Origin of the sequence: Mesorhizobium sp. M0633, assembly GCF_040320645.1 — a bacterium.
In the GTDB taxonomy this organism is placed as follows: Bacteria; Pseudomonadota; Alphaproteobacteria; order Rhizobiales; family Rhizobiaceae; genus Mesorhizobium.
The window spans coordinates 100,631-116,768 of sequence record NZ_JAMYQC010000004.1; the positions used below are offsets into that span (position 1 = coordinate 100,631).

The window sequence follows — 16,138 nt, forward strand, 5'->3', positions numbered from 1 at the left end:
TTTGAAGTCCCCTTTTGGTTTCTTAGCTGGCCGATTGAACTGACTTTCCGACTGCGCTTGGTCTGGGGCCATTGGCCGCCTCGGGCTCCAGATTGAGAAAAATGCCGGTGAGCAGATCCGCCCATTTCCGCTGCCCGGCCGCGCCGGAGATCTCGTCGTTGCGGATTTCGATCATCGCGCAAGGCAGCCCGCGCGAGCGCGCATGGCGTTCCAGCGTGAAATAGACCCGGTCGGCCGGCGAATAGGGTTCGTTGACGCCGACGGTGACGCCGGCGAGCCGCTTCAGCGCCGCGATCAGCGGCGCCGCCAGCCGGCGGTCCTCGTCATGGATGATGCCGATGTGCCAGGGCCGGCTTTTGCCTTTGTAGAGCGGCGTGAAGGAATGGATCGAGACCAGCCTGGTCTCCCGCCCGGCCGCCAGGCGCTCGTCTACGATCGTTGCGATCCGCTCGTGAAACGGTCGCCACGCCAGCGCGATGCGCGCCTCCCGCTGGTCGGCCGAAAGTCCCTGGTTGGCCGGGACCACGGTTTTTTCGCTGGCGCTGACCGTCACTATCAGGTCCGGCGCGTCGAGCGGGCGGTTGCAGTCGATGACGAGCCGCGAGATGCAGGTCTCGACCAGCGTCGCATCGAGCGCCTCGGCCATGCGGCGCGCCACCGGCAAGGCGCCGGGATCCCAGGCGATGTGGCGGGAAAGATCCTCGGCGGCAAGGCCGAGCGTTCCGAATTCCGGTGGCAGGAAATTTGAGGCGTGGTCGCAGGTCAGCACGAAGGGGCTCGATCCGCCGGGGTTCGTCACCCTTACGGTTTCAGGCGATGCAAGGCTGGCGGGCCGTGCTGTCTCCATTGTCTGCTGTCCCCGGGGAGCGCTGTATCGTATGTTACGTATTTTGCCTCATTGCGTCCCTGCGGATGATTTCATACAGTTTGGCCGGCTTTGTCAAACGCGATTTCGATAATGCGCTAACGGCACGGCCAGGGTGGGGAAAAACATGGTTTCCAGCATTGCCGAACTGATCTCCGACCGCATCGGCACCATGCCGGCAGGCGAGCGGCGCGCAGCGCAAGCGCTGATCGCCAGCTATCCGCTGATCGGGCTGAAGACGGTCGCCGAATTCTCGGCTACGGCCGGCGTATCATCGCCCACGATCCTGCGTTTCGTCGCCCGGCTCGGCTTCCAGAACTATCCGGAATTCCAGTCGACGCTGCAAGACGAGCTGGCGGCGCAATTGCAGTCGCCGGCCTCGCGCACGCTCAATCCGCCATCGCCGGGCAGCAGCGCCGTGTCGCCGATGCTGGAGGCGACCCTCGACAACATGCGCGAGACCTTCCGGCATCTCTCGGACAAACAGCTTGCCGACATCGTCGCCAAGCTTGCCGACCGGCGCGGCAAGACATTCCTGATCGGTGGCCGCTTCACCGACCCGCTGGCGCGCTACATGGCCGCCCACCTCGCCATCATCCAGCCCAACGTTTTTCACCTCGGCGGGCAGGAAAGCGTCTGGCGCGACCGACTGATCGACATGGGTAAGCGCGACGTGCTGGTGATCTTCGACATCAGGCGCTACCAGGACAGCCTGGTCCGCTTTGCCGAGACGGCCAACCAGCGTGGCGTGCAGATCGTGCTGTTTACCGACCAGTGGCTGTCGCCGATCGCCCGCTTCGCCCGCCACGTCATCGCCGGGCGCACCGCCGTGCCTTCGGCCTGGGACTCATCCGCCGCCCTTTTCGTCGTTGCCGAAGCGCTGATTGGCGCCGTCACAAGGCAGCTCGAGGCCGACGGCGCCAAACGCATCCGCGAGCTGGAAAGCCTGCGGTAGAGCCCCTCCGGAAAGGGACGCGTTTCGCTTCGGTCTAGTCCTCTAAAAAACTGATCATCTGCAGGATCAGGATCAGCAAAAAGACGCCAAAGACAGTCGCAAAAACCGCTGCCAGCAGGACGGTGCGTTGTTTCTTACCCATGGCTTTCCCCCCGAAAGCATAGTCCCCGTCCACGAATACGAATGTCAGTCCCGCCCCACTGCTCGGCCACCTCCCAACTCCTCAAGACCCGCCTGCGGCTGGGGCGGAGGAGTAACGACGACTGGTTCACGCGCGAAATGAACAGCTTACCAAGGTGCTCGCTAACGGGCACGGCCGCATCATTCATCCGACCCATGTCACGGCCGAATGACCACCTTGCATTTCGGGCTTAACCATTCAGCCGCTAAAGCGTGCCCCACCCCAGCTACTTTACCCATGGCAAGCATGATCGAAGTTCGGCTAGCCTTGTCGACGCGAAGCCGCTTCCTGAACCAAAGCGCGGTGAACTGCACGGAGGAATTCGATGAGCTATCTGGACGAGCTGTTCTCAGTCGCCGGCAAGACGGCGCTGGTCACCGGCGCCGCGACCGGCATCGGCCGCATGGCGGCGACCGCTCTGGTCATGGCCGGCGCCGCGGTGATGATCGCCTCGCGCAAGAGCGAGGATTGCGTCAGGGTAGCGGGCGAGTTGAACGGCCTTGGCGCATCCGGCCGGGCGGAAGGTTTTGCCGGCGACGTCTCCAGCGAGGCCGGCATTGCGGCGCTTGTGGCCGAGGTCAGGGCGCGGACCGAGCGGCTGCATATCCTGGTCAACAATGCCGGCATCTCCTGGGGCGCGCCGCTGGAAAGCTTTCCCTACCATGCCTGGGCCAAGGTGTTCGGCGTCAACGTCACCTCGGTCTTCCACCTGACGCGCGAATTGCTGCCTCTGCTCGAGGCCGCGGCCAGCGACGCCGACCCGGCCCGGGTGATCAACCTCGGATCGGTGATGGGCACGCAGCCTTTAGCCGAAGATGCCTACTCCTACTCGGCCTCGAAGGCCGCGGTTCACCACCTGACGCGCATCCTGGCAATCGAGTTCGCCGCCCGCCGCATCACCGTCAACGCCTTTGCGCCTGGCCCTTTCCAGAGCCGGATGACGGCCTTCGCCACCGGCACCGAGGACCAGGCAAGACATATCGGCAACCACGTTCCGATCGGCCGCATCGGCGCACCGGATGACATTGCCGGCGCAACGCTCTATTTGTGCAGCCGGGCCGGCAGCTATGTCACCGGCGCCATCCTGCCGATCGATGGCGGGCAGTCGGTGCAACACGGGCTGACATTGTTCAAGGAATGAGACGCACGCCATCCGGCGAGTGAAATGCCGGGGGTGAAGATGGAGGACATCAGCGTGGAACCGATCAGTCTCGATGTGCTTCTGGCCAACGTCGGCAAGGAAGTCGGTGTGTCGCCATGGCGGGTCGTCACCCAGCGCATGATCGACCAGTTCGCCGACGCCACCGACGACCATCAGTTCATCCATTGCGATCCGGAACGCGCCAGCCGCGAAACGCCGTTCGGCGGCACCATCGCGCATGGCTTCCTGTCGCTTTCGCTGTTGTCGGCGATGACCTTCGAAACCATGCCGCCGCTGGAAAACAGCAAGATGGGCGTCAATCACGGCTTCGATTCGCTGCGCTTCCTGGCGCCGGTGAAGACCGGCTCGCGCATCCGCACCCGTTTCGTGCTGGCCGACGTCAAGGTCAGGCCGTCGGGGTGGGTGCAGACGGCGCACGACGTGACGATCGAGATCGAGGGCTCGAAAAAACCGGCGCTGACCGCGCGCTGGCTGACGCTGACGCTGATCGAACGCCAGCCGGAAGCGGTCTGACTCTCGTCAGGCGGAGAAGCCCAAATCTATCTGTGCCAAATCTATTTAGCTTCGGCCGCGACGTACTTCATGTGACGGCTGACCTGCAGCGCAATGTAGACGACCAGTGAACAACCGATCGGGAACACGATCTCGTTGAGGCCGGTTGCGATCGCCTGTGGCATTGCGAGAGCAGCGTCATTTGCCGCGGCCGTCTCGATGGTCAGCACCGTGATGCCGCCGCCGAATACCGCGCCTATCAGGGCGCCTGCCACCCGCAAATCTGACGGTCAGAATGAGAGCTTCCATGGCGAAGCCGAGCGCGATCGCCAGCCATACGACAGTCAAGCTTCTGCTTCGTGCCACCCTTGCCCGACGCCGTACAGCGTATATATGCTGCATCCAGCCATCAGTCATAAGGCAGTGGAAAGTTGCAGCTAAGCGTCCAGGAGCGCCGCGAAAAACAAAAGGCCGAACTGCGTTCCGAACTTGTCGACGCCGCGCACAAGCTTGTCCAGGAAGAAGGCTATGACGGCCTCACCATCCGCAAGCTCGCCAAGCGCGTTGGCTATGCGCCGATGTCGGTCTATTCCTATTTCGCCGACAAGCAGGACATCCTGTTCGCGCTGGCCGAGGATGCCTTCGAGACCTTGGCCAGGCGCATCGCAAATCATACGGCCGACGACCCGATCGAGGCGCTCAAGGCGGTGCTTGTCGAATACGCCGCCTTTGGGCTGGAAAATCCCAACGAATACCGCACCGTCTTCATGACCGAAAAAGTCAGGCCGCCAGCCGGAAAGACCTTCGCCGAAATGGAGAGCGGCAACCCGGCGATGAAAATGCTGATCGCGAGGGTCGAAGCCTGCGTTGCCGCCGGCAGGCTCAAAGGCGATCCACGCGCCATCGCCGCCATGCTGTGGGCGGTCGGCCACGGCGCCATCTCGCTGCTGATCACCTTCCCGTTCTACCCGTTCGGCGACCAGACGACGTTCATCACACGGATCGGCGACATCATGCTCGAAGCCATCGCCGCGCACGAGATTGCGCCGCTCACGCCGCCGGTCAACTGCTGAAGAGCGGCGCTCCTCCCGATCTGCAGGATCTTCTCCGACCGATCTGCGCTGCGGCGCCGAGCGTTCGGCAATTCTCCGTACGCGTACGATTTTGCTTGAACACCGGGAGGCCAGGGCGTATCTGTGCGCAATGCCGTACATGTACGAGAAATTCAATAGCTGAACCGGAGACCGACGATGAAGAAGGCAATCCTCACGCTCGCCGCCCTGCTGGCGCTCTCTGGCGCCGCATTTGCCGGCAGCAGTCAGCCAGCCAAGCAAGAAGCGGCCTGCGTCGACACCAAAACCGGTGCTAAGCTTGATTGCGCGCCAACCGGATCGCTTGAAAAGGCCGATGCCGCGGCCCACAAGGCCGGCAGCAAGGGCCCGAGGCTCGGCATCGGCATCGACCCGTGGATCGTGCCAAGCAGCTTCTGAGCCGATCGGGCGACAATACGCGGTGAGGAAACGAAAGGGCGGCAGCAATTTCCGGCCGCCCATCGTGCCGGCCTCAGCCCTGCTTTTTGTCACCCCGCGCAGATCACTTCTTGCGCTTCTGTCCCACCACGCTTTTGGGCTTGCCGGGTCTTGCCGGTGCGCCGGGAATGGCCGTTCCGGTGATCGACACCGGATCGCTGGCCGGGAATGTATCCTCGAGGCCTTCCTCGAGTTCCTCTTCGATATCCGTCCCAGTGCGCTGCTCGTCTTCGAAAGAGCGCACGGCCGGCGTCTTGACCGGCGACTTCGGCGCGGAGTTCGGCGGCATTTGCATTCTCCCTCGGCTCGCTGTCGCAGAACGGTCGGGCGCGGCGAACATGCCTATGCTGCCGCGTCGCGCGCTGCCTCCGACAGAAAAGTAAAGACATAATCGGAAAAGGAACGCCAGCATTCGACGCGGAACGCGTCGGCCGCCGTGCGCAACAGCACGATTTCGACCTTGCCGAGAATGGTACGCGACGCCGCCCCGACCGGAAAGGCGTCGAGCGACAGATCCTGCGGGCAGCCGGCATTGATCGTCGCCGCGGCAGCCGGACCGGTAACCGATATGGCGACGTTGCGGTGCGAGATGCCGACCGCCGAATGCAGTACGGAAATGCTTGCGCAGTCGGCGAGCGGATCTTTTCCGCTCTCGTCGATGACCAGCCATTCGTCCGGCCCGAGCCACAAGGCCGTGCGTCCGGCCTTTGCCGCCGAGGTTTTCGGCCTTTGCGGCAGGACGACGCCGAGCGCTTTCGAAAGTGCCGCAATCGAGGCTTCCGGCGCGCGCAGCGATATGCGCTCGGCCGGCGGCAGCACGGCAAGTGTAACGCCGGCGGCGGAAAGCGACTGGCCGGCGAGAGCCGGACGGCGTTCGACTGAGGGTCCGGCGGCGTCGGTTTTCAAAGCGGCCTTAGCCATTGAGGCGCTCCCCCTTCTCATCGAAGAACACCATGCCGGTGACCTCCACCTCGATCACCCCGTTCGGCATCGGCACATAGAGCGTCTCGCCCGTGCGATCGCGGCCGCCGGCGACCAGCCCCAGCGCGATCGAGCGGCCGCAATTTTGCGACCAATAGCTCGAGGTGACATGGCCAATCATCTTCATCGGGATTGCCTGCTTCGGGTCCGCGACGATCTGCGCGCCCTCCTCCAGCACCACCTTGGGATCCCTGGTCTTCAGGCCGACAAGCTGCTTGCGGCCCTTGGCGACCAGATCCGGCCGCGCCATGCCGCGAATGCCGACGAAGTCGGTCTTCTTCTTGCCGACCGCCCAGTCGAGCCCGGCGTCGTTCGGCGTCACCGTGCCGTCGGTATCCTGGCCGACGATGATGTAGCCCTTTTCAGCGCGCAGCACATGCATGGACTCGGTGCCGTAAGCACAGGCGCCATGCTTCTGGCCCTCGGCCCATAGCGCTTCCCAGACTGCCTCGCCGTAATCGGCCGGCACGTTGATCTCGAAGCCGCGCTCACCGCTGAACGACATGCGAAACAGCCTGGTCGGCACGCCGCAGATCCGGCCTTCGCGCACCGACATATGCGGCAGCGCCTCATCCGACATGTCGATGCCCTCGACCAGCGGCGCAATGATGTCGCGAGACTTCGGTCCCTGCACGGCAATCACCGCCCATTGCTCGGTGATCGAGGTCAGCCAGACGTTGAGATGCGGGAACTCGGTCTGGAGATAGTCTTCCATATGGTTCATGACGCGCGGCGCGCCGCCGGTCGTCGTCGTCACATGGAAACGGTCGGGTGCAAGCCTGCCGACGACACCGTCGTCATAGATGAAGCCGTCCTCGCGCAGCATGATGCCGTAACGGCAGCGGCCGGGCTCGAGCTTCTCCCATGGATTGGTGTAGAGCAGTTCCATGAATTTGGCCGCATCCGGCCCGACCACCTCGATCTTGCCCAGCGTCGAGGCGTCGAACAGGCCGGCCGTCTTGCGCACCGTGACGCATTCGCGGTCGACGGCCGCATGTATGTCCTCGCCCGGCTTCGGGAAATACCAGGCGCGCTTCCATTGGCCGACATCCTCGAACATCGCGCCTTGACGCTCTGCCCAGGGATGGATCGCCGTCTTGCGGGTCGGGTCGAACAGCGGACCCCGCGCGTGGCCGACGATCGAGCCGAATGTCACCGGCGTATAGGGCGCCCGGAACGTCGTCAGCCCGACCTGCGGGATCGGCTTGCCCAACGTCTCGGCGGCAATCGCCAGGCCGTGCATGTTGGAGGTCTTGCCCTGGTCGGTCGCCATGCCATTGGTGGTGAAGCGCTTGACGTGCTCGATCGAGCGCATGCCCTCATGCACTGCCTGGCGGATGTCCTTGGCGGTGACGTCGTTCTGGAAGTCGACAAAGGCCTTGACCGTCGTATCCGATCCGGCACCGGGTGCTGCACCCAGCATGCCGCGCGACCAGCTCTCGCCGGCGTCGACCTTCGGCTTGGTGCCCTTGGCCGGCCTGCTGCCGGCGTCCTTGGCCGCCTTGGCGCCGGCCGCGTAGGCCTCGTCGATCGTCGCCGACAGCCCGTCGGTGCCGTTGCAGGCGCCGACCGAGACGCAGTCCTGCGCATAAATTCCGGGCACGAAGCGCTTGCTCTCGTCATTGAAGGCAACTTTGCCGCGCGATTGCGAGAACAGATGCACCGACGGCGTCCAGCCGGCCGACATCAGGATTGCGTCAACCGGCATGGTGCGTTCGCCGCCGCCATTCTTCGGCTGCACAGTCATCGACGACACCCGCAATTTGCCGCCGGCGCGGATCACCGCGCGGCCGAAATTGACCTCGATGCCGAGCGCCCTCGCCTCGTCGATCGCCGGCCCGGTCGGGTTGTCGCGCAGGTCGACAATCGCCGCCACGTTGATGCCGGCCTTTTTCAGGTCGATCGCCGCCGCATAGGCGGAATCGTTCGCCGTATAGACGCCGATATTCCTGCCGACGGCGACGCCGTAATGGTTGAGATAGGTGCGCGCCGCCGACGCCAGCATGATGCCGGGCCGGTCGTTTTCGGCAAACACCATGTGGCGCTCGATGGCGCCGGTCGCCAGCACCACGCGGTTGGCGCGAACCTGCCACAGCCGCTCGCGCGGCAGGTCGCGGCCGGGATTCTGCAGATGGTCGCTGACGCGCTCGACCAGCCCGACGAAATTCTGCGCGTAATAGCCGAAGGCGGTGGTGCGCGGCAGCACGCGGACATTGTCCATCGTCCGGAGCTTGGCAACAGCGGACTGCGCCCAGGCAAAACCGTCCTGGCCTTCGATCCTGGCGCCGCTCTCGAAGCGCAGGCTGCCGCCGAATTCCGCCTGCTCGTCGGCAAGGATCACGCGCGCGCCGGTCTCGGCCGCGGCCAATGCCGCGGCGATGCCCGCGGCACCGCCGCCAAGCACCAGCACCTCGCAATGGGCGAAGCGCGCCGAATAGTGGTCGGGATCCGGCTGGTCAGGAGCGACGCCGAGACCGGCGGCGGCGCGGATCTTGGGCTCGTAGAGGTTTTTCCACGCGGCCTTCGGCCACATGAAGGTCTTGTAGTAGAAGCCGGCCGAAAGCATCGGCGAGGCAATACTGCTGACGGCACCGATGTCGAAAGCGAGCGACGGCCAGCAGTTCTGCGACTGTGCGGTCAATCCGTCATAGAGTTCCTGCACCGTGGCACGAACGTTCGGCGTCTTGCGTGCCGCGTCGCGCTTGATCTCGACCAGCGCGTTCGGCTCTTCGGCGCCGGCCGACAGAAAACCGCGCGGCCGGTGGTACTTGAACGAGCGGCCGACGAGATGGACGCCGTTTGCAAGCAGCGCCGAGGCCAACGTATCGCCCTCGATGCCGGTATAGGGGCGGCCGTCGAAGCTGAAGCCAGCTATCTTTGCCTGTTTGAGCCGCCCGGCGCCGGCAATGCGGAACGTGGCGCTCATTTGGCGGCTCCCGGCAGCTTGGTGGGCTTCGGTTCGCCGGCCTTGTAGGTCATCAGGAACCTGTCGCTGACGGTGTCGCGCACGGCATTGAAGAACCGCGCACAGCCATGCATGTGCCGCCAGCGCTCATAGATGATCCCCTTGGGATTGGAGCGGATGAAAAAGAACTTTTCAAAATCGTCGTCGCTCTCGCCGGCGATGTTTGGGGAACGCGCGATATGCGCCTCGCCGGCGTTGCGGAATTCGAGCTCCGGACGCTCTTCCTCGCAATAGGGGCAGCGGATGAGAAGCATGGTCGGTCCTACAGTTCGCCGTGGCCGACGCGAGCGCCGGCAGGTTGGTCGCAAAGCCTCTGGCCCATCGTCACGAAGGGCGCCACCAGCCGGATGCGCTCCTCGATGCTGGCTACCGGGCGGAAAAGGTCGCGATACGCCATATTGCCGACCGAAAGCGTCATCGGTTCGGTCGTCACGATGACGTAGCGCCGCTCGAATTTTTCGCCTTCCTCGAGATCGGCTGGCCGGTTCTCCATAAAGGTGACCACTCTCTGACCGGCGCTCCAGGCGCAGGCGAGTACACCCTCGTCGACGGAAAACGGCCAATCTGCTTCATTGCCGGCCCGGCTGATGGGCTGCAGGCGCACCTCCTCTGGCGTGGGGATATGGAACAGGCCTTGCTCGCCGGCGAGCATCAGCGGCATAGCGATGGCCATCTCGGTCATCATCAGTGCGCCACCGCTGCCGCCGCCGCCTCGTCGATGAGGCGGCCGGTGCGGAAGCGCTCGATGGTGAAGGGCGCGTTGATCGGGTGCGGATCGTCCCTGGCGATCGTATGGGCAAAGACATGGCCCGAACCCGGCGTCGCCTTGAAGCCGCCTGTGCCCCAGCCGCAATTGACATAGAGGCCGGGCACCGGCGTCTTGGCCAGGATCGGCGAACGGTCCGGCGTCACGTCGACGATGCCGCCCCATGAGCGCAGCATCTTCATACGGGTGAAGATCGGGAACATCTCGCAGATCGCGTCGAGTGTGTGCTGGAGGATGTGCAGGCCGCCGGTCTGCGAATAGGAGACATACTGGTCGGTGCCGGCGCCGATGACCAGCTCGCCCTTGTCGGACTGTGAGATATAGGCATGCACCGTGTTCGACATCACCACGCAAGGCACCACCGGCTTGACCGGCTCCGATACCAGCGCCTGCAGCGGATAGCTTTCCAGCGGCATGCGCACGCCGGCCATGTTCATGATCACCGACGAATGCCCGGCGGCAACCACGCCGACCTTCCTGGCGCCGATGAAGCCGCGCGTCGTCTCGACACCGGTTACCGCGCCGTTCGGCGCCCGCTTGACGCCGGTGACCTCGCAATTCTGGATGATGTGGACGCCACGCGCCGAGGCGCCGCGCGCATAGCCCCAGGCGACCGCATCGTGGCGCGCCGTGCCGCCGCGGCGCTGCAGGGAGGCGCCCATAACCGGGTAGCGTGCATCGCGCGAAATGTTGAGCGGCGGGCAGAATTCCTTGGCCTGCTCCGGCGTCAGCCATTCATTGTCGATGCCGTTCAGCCGGTTGGCGTGGACGTGCCGCTTCAGCACCTGGATGTCATGGATGTTGTGGGCGAGCATCATGACGCCGCGCGGCGAATACATGACGTTGTAGTTGAGCTCCTGGCTGAGCCCGTCCCACAGCTTCAGCGCATGGTCGTAGATGCCGGCGCTCTCGTCGTAGAGATAGTTCGAGCGGATGATGGTGGTGTTGCGCCCGGTATTGCCGCCGCCGAGCCAGCCTTTTTCCAATACCGCGACGTTGGTGATGCCGTGCACGGTGGCGAGATAATAGGCTGTGGCCAGGCCGTGGCCGCCGGCGCCGACGATGATGACGTCGTACTCCTTCTTCGGCTCCGGCGAGGACCACTGTTCCTCCCAGCCTCTATGACCGCGCATGGCCTCGCGGGCGATGGCGAATACCGAGTATTTCTTCAACGTCGCAGGCCTCGCAAATGGCGGCAGGGCAGATCAGCCAGCCCCGGCGCGCGAGCTTGTATCACTAGCGAAACCGTGCTGCCAGCCTTGCACTGTTTGCGACGGCGCTTGCCGTTTTGCGCCGTGGTGAAAAAGCCGCATCCGGGCAGGTTGATGCAATTGCCTTCCACCGCTATCCGTCGCCTGACGATCGGAGGATTATGGCGGTGGCTAACGTCTGGTGGAATCTGACATTGCGCTTCTTGCTGGAGCTCGCCGCTTTGCTCGGCCTCGGCATGGCGGGCTGGAGCCTCTCAGCGGGCATGTGGCGCTGGATCCTTGCCGTGGCATTGCCGTTCGTTGCCGCCGCGCTCTGGGGAATCTTCGCGGTGCCGAACGATCCGAGCCGCTCGGGGCGGGCGCCGGTTCCGGTGCCGGGCGGTTTGCGGCTGGTGCTCGAACTCGTCATCCTGTTCGGCGGCGCTGCCGGATTCCACCTGGCCGGCTACACGACGGCCGGCATGGCCGTCGCCCTGCTGATCGCCGTCAGCTACGCATTTTCGCTCGATCGGCTCGGCTGGCTGCTTAGGCAATAGTGGCCTTGCACCGTTTGCGACGGCGCTTGCCGTTTGCGCCGTGCTTTCACTGGTCGCTGTTCTGAGCTTCGCTTTTCGTTGGGTCAGCCGGAGCACGCTTCACGATGCACGGCCCGATTGCATAGATCGATCGCAAATAACCCTCACGGCAATCGGCCGCGATTTTGCGAACTTCCGCGTCGTTCGACTGCTCCGCCATGGCAACGAAGCGCTCGACGATCACCTCGCGTGGCCTGATCGCCACTGCCGCCGCAAAGCGCCGCAAAACCGCATCCGGATGTTCGAGTAACCGTGGCAGGTCCTTGGAACTCGGCATGACATAGTGACCATAGGCGTCGACCAGTGTCGTGAAAGCTGAGTCCAGACGAAGCGCGGCGGCATTTTCCACCGCAAGCCTTAGCTGCCAGCGCTGTGCAAGGCAGATGAATTGGACGACCCTCCACCGAACGCCGGCATGTTCGTCATCCAGCCGCAGCATCACGCGGCCGAGAATGGTGCCGTCCGCAGGCGTGGTGCACCCTAGAAGCGCCTCGATCGCGTCGCACCGGATGCCCGAAGATTCGCTGTCGAGCAGATCGGCTATTTCCGCGACAACGCAATTCATCTTGTAGCTTGTTTTGGGACTGGCTTCGGCCACCAAGAAAGCGGCGGCGGCTTGGGTATGAAGGTTGCCGGACGTCAGCAGCGGCCGGAGATTTTCTATCGGAAAGCCTTTGCCAAATTCCGATTGAAGGGCGGACGTCAACTCGCTGTCGCCCTCGAAGCCGGGGGCCAACAACCTGCTCATTATGTCTTGGGGGGTCATTGGAATGGGTGGCGCGTCCACCCGCGAGTTTTGGATGACGATCCGTAGCCTGGTGGCAAGCGGACGTCAAGAAGGGCTGTCGAGGGCAGCGCAGGTATCGGGTGGCTCGCGCCGCCCCGATTTGCGACCAAGCATCCCGATTGCCGGCCAGAGCCGGCGCGAAAAAAGGATGCAGAAAATGTTCGCACTCACCAACAAGGTCGCCATCGTCACCGGCGCCAGTTCCGGGATCGGCCGCGCCACGGCAAAACTCTTTGCCGAGCAAGGCGCCAGGCTCGTCGTCGCCGCCCGCCGCCGGGCGGAACTCGATGCGCTGGTTGCCGAAATCGAAGACGCCGAGGGCACCGCCATTGCGCTTGCCGGCGACGTCCGCGACGAAGCCTACGCGAAAGTCCTGGTCGACCTGGCGGTCGAGAAATTCGGCGGGCTCGACATCGCCTTCAACAATGCCGGCTCGGTCGGCAGGATGGGGCCGGTTTCTGAGCTGTCGCTGAAGGGCTGGCGCGAGACGCTCGATACCAATCTGACCAGCGCCTTTCTCGGCGCGAAATACCAGGTGCCGGCGATGGTCGAACGCGGCGGCGGGTCGTTGATCTTCACCTCGACCTTCGTCGGCCACACGCTCGGCATGCCCGGCATGACCAGCTATGCCGCGAGCAAGGCCGGACTGATCGGATTGACGCAGGTGCTGGCCGCCGAATTTGGCGCCAAGGGCGTCCGGGTCAACGCGCTGCTGCCGGGCGGCACCGACACGCCTTCGGCGACATTCAACACACCTGAATCGCGGGCGTTCGTCGAAAACCTGCATGCCTTGAAGCGCGTCGCCGAGCCAGAGGAGATCGCCCGCTCGGCGCTTTACCTGGCTTCCGATGCATCGAGCTTCACCACCGGCACGGCACTGTTCGCCGACGGCGGTGTCTCGATCACCCGCCCGTGAAGCGTTTCGCGGTTGGCGTCGGCCCGCCAGCCGCAATGTCAGCCCGCCAGCCGCAATGCCGGAAAAACCGGTCTTGCTTTTCCCGGCGATTTGACGATTCCGTCTTCTCCTCGAAAACGGGTTGGAAACATGCTGCTGATCAGGACGTATATCGCTGCAAGCGCAATCGAAGGCGTCGGCGTGTTCGCCGCCGAGCCGATCCGGAAAGGGGCGCAGATCTGGCGGCTCGATCCGGACTTCGACCGGCTGATCCCGATGGAAAGATACGAGACGGCGCCGCCGCACCTCAAGGAATTGCTCGACAGATATGCCTATCCCAGTCCGGACCGGCCGGGCTTCATGGTCTATGAGGTCGACAATGGCCGCTTCATGAACCACGCCGACAAGCCGAACACCGACTTTTCGCAATATGGCGGGGCCACCGCGACCCGCGACATCGCCGCCGGCGAGGAGATAACCTGCGACTACGGCGAGTTCTTCGAGGGTTTCGAGCAGCTCCACCTGGCCACGGCATAGCCGCGCCTATCTGACCCAAGGCGAATTTTGTTCTTGCTTTGTGCCGGCAGCTATGCTACTAAATTGCGTATGGTGCTGATTCACCAGAGACCCGCCGCCGAGGCGGGTTTCTCGTTTCGGGATCGGCACCGCCTCTCAATCGGCTGTGGACAGCGCCCCTTGATTCTGCTATCAGCCGCCCCAATTCGTGGTGTAACGCGCCGCGGAGGCTTGCGGCTATGGCCGCTTGCCTGTTGATTTCAAACCGAAAGACAGGATTGCACGTGCAGGTACTCGTCCGCGACAACAATGTTGATCAGGCGCTTCGCGCGCTCAAGAAAAAGATGCAGCGCGAAGGCATCTTCCGCGAAATGAAGATGCGCGGACATTACGAAAAGCCCTCCGAGAAGCGCGCCCGTGAAAAGGCGGAAGCCGTGCGCCGTGCCCGCAAGCTGGCCCGCAAGCGCGCCCAGCGTGAAGGCCTGCTGCCGATGACGCCGCGTCCGGTCGCGGCCGGTGCTGCCGGTGCCGGTGCTCCGCGTCCGCCGCGGTTCTGACGTCAATTTTTCGTCCTTTTCCAAGGATATCCAAGGTGGCGCGATGCGGAATCGCCGCCACCTTTTTGTTGTGAGTTCGACCCGGTCCGAGAGGACCGGTTGGGAGAGATGCCGGTTCGGAGGGGGAACGGACCAGACGGCGCAGTAAGGACAGGGCAGACATGGACGCAATCACCGTAGAGCGCAGAACCGCGTGGCGCGGCCTCGCCCTGACGGCAGCCCTGCTTTCCGGGATGGCGCTTGCCAGCTGCCAGAGCGTTCCGACCGGCGAGTTCAACAACATCGACAAGGCGCAAGCCTCGACCGAGAACATCTCCTCACTGTCGGCGGTGATCCAGCGCAACCCCCAGGATCCGGAAGCCTACAATGTGCGCGGCTCGGCCTATGGCCGCGGCGGCCAGTACCAGGCGGCGCTCAAGGACTTCAACACCGCCATCCAGCTCAATCCGAATTTCTACCAGGCCTATTCCAACCGGGCGCTCATCCAGCGCTTCCTCGGTGATCAGGCAAGCGCGCTTGCCGACTACAACCGCTCGATCCAGATCAATTCCAACTATGACGCCGCCTATATCGGCCGCGGCAATCTCTACCGCAGGGCGGGCCGGGTCCAGGAAGCCTTCAACGATTTCCAGAAAGCCATCCAGCTCGACACGACCGATGCGCGCGCCTATCACAATCGCGGCCTGATCTATCAGAGTCAGGGCCAGCACGCCTTTGCCATCGAGGATTTCTCGACCGCCATTTCGCTGGCGCCGGATGCCTCCGAGCCTTACAACGGGCGCGGCCTCTCCTACCTTGCCATGAACGACGAGGACAATGCCTTCGCCGACTTCAACGTGGCCATCAAGCTCGACGGCAAGAATGCCGAGGCCTGGTCCAATCAGGCGTTGATCTACGAGCGGCGCGGCGACAAGGTCAGGGCCGCGAAATCCTACCGCGAGGCCGTGCACCTCAATCCGACCTACCAGCCGGCCAAGGACGGCCTGGCCCGCACCAGTGCCGGCTGAGCGGCCGGTTAATCGGGCCTCCGTTTCCGCACTCCGACAACCCTGCGTTTAGCTTCGCTTTGCTGGCGCCAAGTTTTCGGCGGAACGCTCGGCGTGCTCAGCCGTTTGTACAAGGCAATTTCGAAAGGACCCTGCCATGATCAAGAAACTCGCTTGTGCCGCTGCTCTCGCCACGACCGTCGTTGCCGCTCCCGCCAGCGCCAGCAGGCTCCAGCTCGGCGTGCTCGACTGCACCATCGACGGCGGCACGGCCTATCTCGTCACCTCCAACAAGGGTGTCTCCTGTGTCTTTCGTCCGCATCGTGGCGGCCCCTCTGAAGTCTATACAGGGGTGATTTCCAAGCTCGGCGTCGATGTCGGCCGGACGCATCAGGGCCAGCTGGTATGGGCGGTTCTGGCGGCGACCCGCAACCACGATGAAGGTGACCTTGCCGGCAGCTACTATGGCGTGAACGCCGAGGCCAGCGTGGTCACCGGTGGCGGCGCCAATCTCCTGGTCGGCGGCCTCGACAGCGCCTTTTCGCTGCAGCCGCTCAGTGTCCAGGCACAGACCGGCGTCAACCTGGCGGTCGCCGTCACTTCGCTGGACCTGATCCATTCGTTCAAATAGCGGCCTCTGGCAAATACGGCCCATGGCCTTTCATCATGCGCCGGGATAGGACGGTTCCGCGCCGCGTAGTCGCCGGCGCGTGGC

20 protein-coding genes are annotated in these 16,138 nt (G+C 64.0%); 11 read left to right on the forward strand and 9 right to left on the reverse strand.

The features are described from left to right. Window positions 1-22: 22 nt before the first annotated feature. Window positions 23-847, reverse strand: a complete 825-nt coding sequence (locus NKI47_RS05525; RefSeq protein ID WP_352588208.1) for an N-formylglutamate amidohydrolase — start codon at window positions 845-847, stop codon at window positions 23-25. A 145-nt stretch (window positions 848-992) separates the two neighbouring features. Between NKI47_RS05525 and NKI47_RS05530 the strand changes: the two genes are divergently transcribed. From NKI47_RS05530 to NKI47_RS05540, 3 genes are all read left to right on the forward strand, one after another. Next, complete coding sequence (locus NKI47_RS05530; RefSeq protein ID WP_023675348.1) at window positions 993-1,820, forward strand: MurR/RpiR family transcriptional regulator; 828 nt, start codon at window positions 993-995, stop codon at window positions 1,818-1,820. A gap of 506 nt (window positions 1,821-2,326) precedes the next feature. Then, a complete protein-coding gene (locus tag NKI47_RS05535) occupies window positions 2,327-3,142 on the forward strand; it encodes an SDR family oxidoreductase (protein ID WP_023675346.1) in 816 nt (271 codons plus the stop codon). A gap of 39 nt (window positions 3,143-3,181) precedes the next feature. Further along, the gene (locus NKI47_RS05540; protein ID WP_031211357.1) at window positions 3,182-3,676 is read left to right on the forward strand and encodes a MaoC family dehydratase; all 495 of its coding nucleotides are present in this window, start codon (window positions 3,182-3,184) and stop codon (window positions 3,674-3,676) included. Between the two features lie 41 nt (window positions 3,677-3,717). On the opposite strand, the gene NKI47_RS05545 is transcribed toward NKI47_RS05540, so the two are convergent. After that, on the reverse strand, window positions 3,718-3,930 hold the full coding sequence (locus tag NKI47_RS05545; protein ID WP_352588212.1) for a hypothetical protein: 213 nt from the start codon (window positions 3,928-3,930) through the stop codon (window positions 3,718-3,720). Between the two features lie 156 nt (window positions 3,931-4,086). Between NKI47_RS05545 and NKI47_RS05550 the strand changes: the two genes are divergently transcribed. Both NKI47_RS05550 and NKI47_RS05555 read left to right on the forward strand, forming a co-directional pair. Next, window positions 4,087-4,728: a TetR/AcrR family transcriptional regulator gene (locus NKI47_RS05550; RefSeq protein ID WP_352588215.1), complete on the forward strand. Its 642-nt coding sequence runs from the start codon at window positions 4,087-4,089 to the stop codon at window positions 4,726-4,728. Between the two features lie 177 nt (window positions 4,729-4,905). Further along, on the forward strand, window positions 4,906-5,145 hold the full coding sequence (locus NKI47_RS05555) for a DUF680 domain-containing protein (protein WP_352588218.1): 240 nt from the start codon (window positions 4,906-4,908) through the stop codon (window positions 5,143-5,145). A gap of 103 nt (window positions 5,146-5,248) precedes the next feature. Here NKI47_RS05555 and NKI47_RS05560 read toward each other — a convergent pair whose 3' ends face one another. Genes NKI47_RS05560 through NKI47_RS05585 form a run of 6 tightly spaced genes read right to left on the reverse strand, consistent with a single transcriptional unit; the run spans window position 5,249 to window position 11,068 of the window. Further along, complete coding sequence (locus NKI47_RS05560; protein WP_023675341.1) at window positions 5,249-5,473, reverse strand: hypothetical protein; 225 nt, start codon at window positions 5,471-5,473, stop codon at window positions 5,249-5,251. A gap of 53 nt (window positions 5,474-5,526) precedes the next feature. Continuing rightward, complete coding sequence (locus tag NKI47_RS05565; protein ID WP_023675340.1) at window positions 5,527-6,105, reverse strand: sarcosine oxidase subunit gamma; 579 nt, start codon at window positions 6,103-6,105, stop codon at window positions 5,527-5,529. After that, window positions 6,098-9,091 carry a sarcosine oxidase subunit alpha gene (locus NKI47_RS05570; RefSeq protein ID WP_352588221.1) on the reverse strand — a complete coding sequence of 998 codons (2,994 nt, stop codon included), beginning with the start codon at window positions 9,089-9,091 and terminating at the stop codon, window positions 6,098-6,100. Before NKI47_RS05570 ends, NKI47_RS05565 begins: the two co-directional genes overlap by 8 nt. Next, window positions 9,088-9,384: a sarcosine oxidase subunit delta gene (locus NKI47_RS05575; protein WP_292519105.1), complete on the reverse strand. Its 297-nt coding sequence runs from the start codon at window positions 9,382-9,384 to the stop codon at window positions 9,088-9,090. The genes NKI47_RS05570 and NKI47_RS05575 overlap by 4 nt, the downstream gene beginning before the upstream one ends. An 8-nt stretch (window positions 9,385-9,392) precedes the next feature. Continuing rightward, complete coding sequence (locus tag NKI47_RS05580; RefSeq protein WP_352588224.1) at window positions 9,393-9,815, reverse strand: hypothetical protein; 423 nt, start codon at window positions 9,813-9,815, stop codon at window positions 9,393-9,395. After that, complete coding sequence (locus tag NKI47_RS05585; RefSeq protein WP_352588227.1) at window positions 9,815-11,068, reverse strand: sarcosine oxidase subunit beta; 1,254 nt, start codon at window positions 11,066-11,068, stop codon at window positions 9,815-9,817. The genes NKI47_RS05580 and NKI47_RS05585 overlap by 1 nt, the downstream gene beginning before the upstream one ends. A 200-nt stretch (window positions 11,069-11,268) precedes the next feature. Between NKI47_RS05585 and NKI47_RS05590 the strand changes: the two genes are divergently transcribed. Further along, window positions 11,269-11,643, forward strand: a complete 375-nt coding sequence (locus NKI47_RS05590; protein ID WP_352588229.1) for a YrdB family protein — start codon at window positions 11,269-11,271, stop codon at window positions 11,641-11,643. A gap of 46 nt (window positions 11,644-11,689) precedes the next feature. Here NKI47_RS05590 and NKI47_RS05595 read toward each other — a convergent pair whose 3' ends face one another. Beyond that, window positions 11,690-12,430 (reverse strand): hypothetical protein, encoded by a 741-nt coding sequence (locus NKI47_RS05595; RefSeq protein WP_352588231.1) that lies wholly within the window; start codon window positions 12,428-12,430, stop codon window positions 11,690-11,692. Window positions 12,431-12,626: 196 nt separating this feature from the next. Between NKI47_RS05595 and NKI47_RS05600 the strand changes: the two genes are divergently transcribed. The 5 genes from NKI47_RS05600 (at window position 12,627) to NKI47_RS05620 (ending at window position 16,054) form a co-directional block, all read left to right on the forward strand. Then, a complete protein-coding gene (locus NKI47_RS05600; protein WP_352588234.1) occupies window positions 12,627-13,385 on the forward strand; it encodes an SDR family oxidoreductase in 759 nt (252 codons plus the stop codon). A 129-nt stretch (window positions 13,386-13,514) separates the two neighbouring features. Further along, window positions 13,515-13,901 carry an SET domain-containing protein gene (locus NKI47_RS05605; RefSeq protein WP_352454023.1) on the forward strand — a complete coding sequence of 129 codons (387 nt, stop codon included), beginning with the start codon at window positions 13,515-13,517 and terminating at the stop codon, window positions 13,899-13,901. 263 nt (window positions 13,902-14,164) lie between these two features. Then, window positions 14,165-14,437 (forward strand): 30S ribosomal protein S21, encoded by a 273-nt coding sequence (gene rpsU, locus NKI47_RS05610; protein WP_023675331.1) that lies wholly within the window; start codon window positions 14,165-14,167, stop codon window positions 14,435-14,437. A 161-nt stretch (window positions 14,438-14,598) separates the two neighbouring features. Then, the gene (locus NKI47_RS05615; RefSeq protein WP_352588237.1) at window positions 14,599-15,444 is read left to right on the forward strand and encodes a tetratricopeptide repeat protein; all 846 of its coding nucleotides are present in this window, start codon (window positions 14,599-14,601) and stop codon (window positions 15,442-15,444) included. 136 nt (window positions 15,445-15,580) lie between these two features. Further along, a complete protein-coding gene (locus tag NKI47_RS05620; protein ID WP_352588240.1) occupies window positions 15,581-16,054 on the forward strand; it encodes a DUF992 domain-containing protein in 474 nt (157 codons plus the stop codon). The last annotated feature ends 84 nt before the right edge of the window (window positions 16,055-16,138 follow it).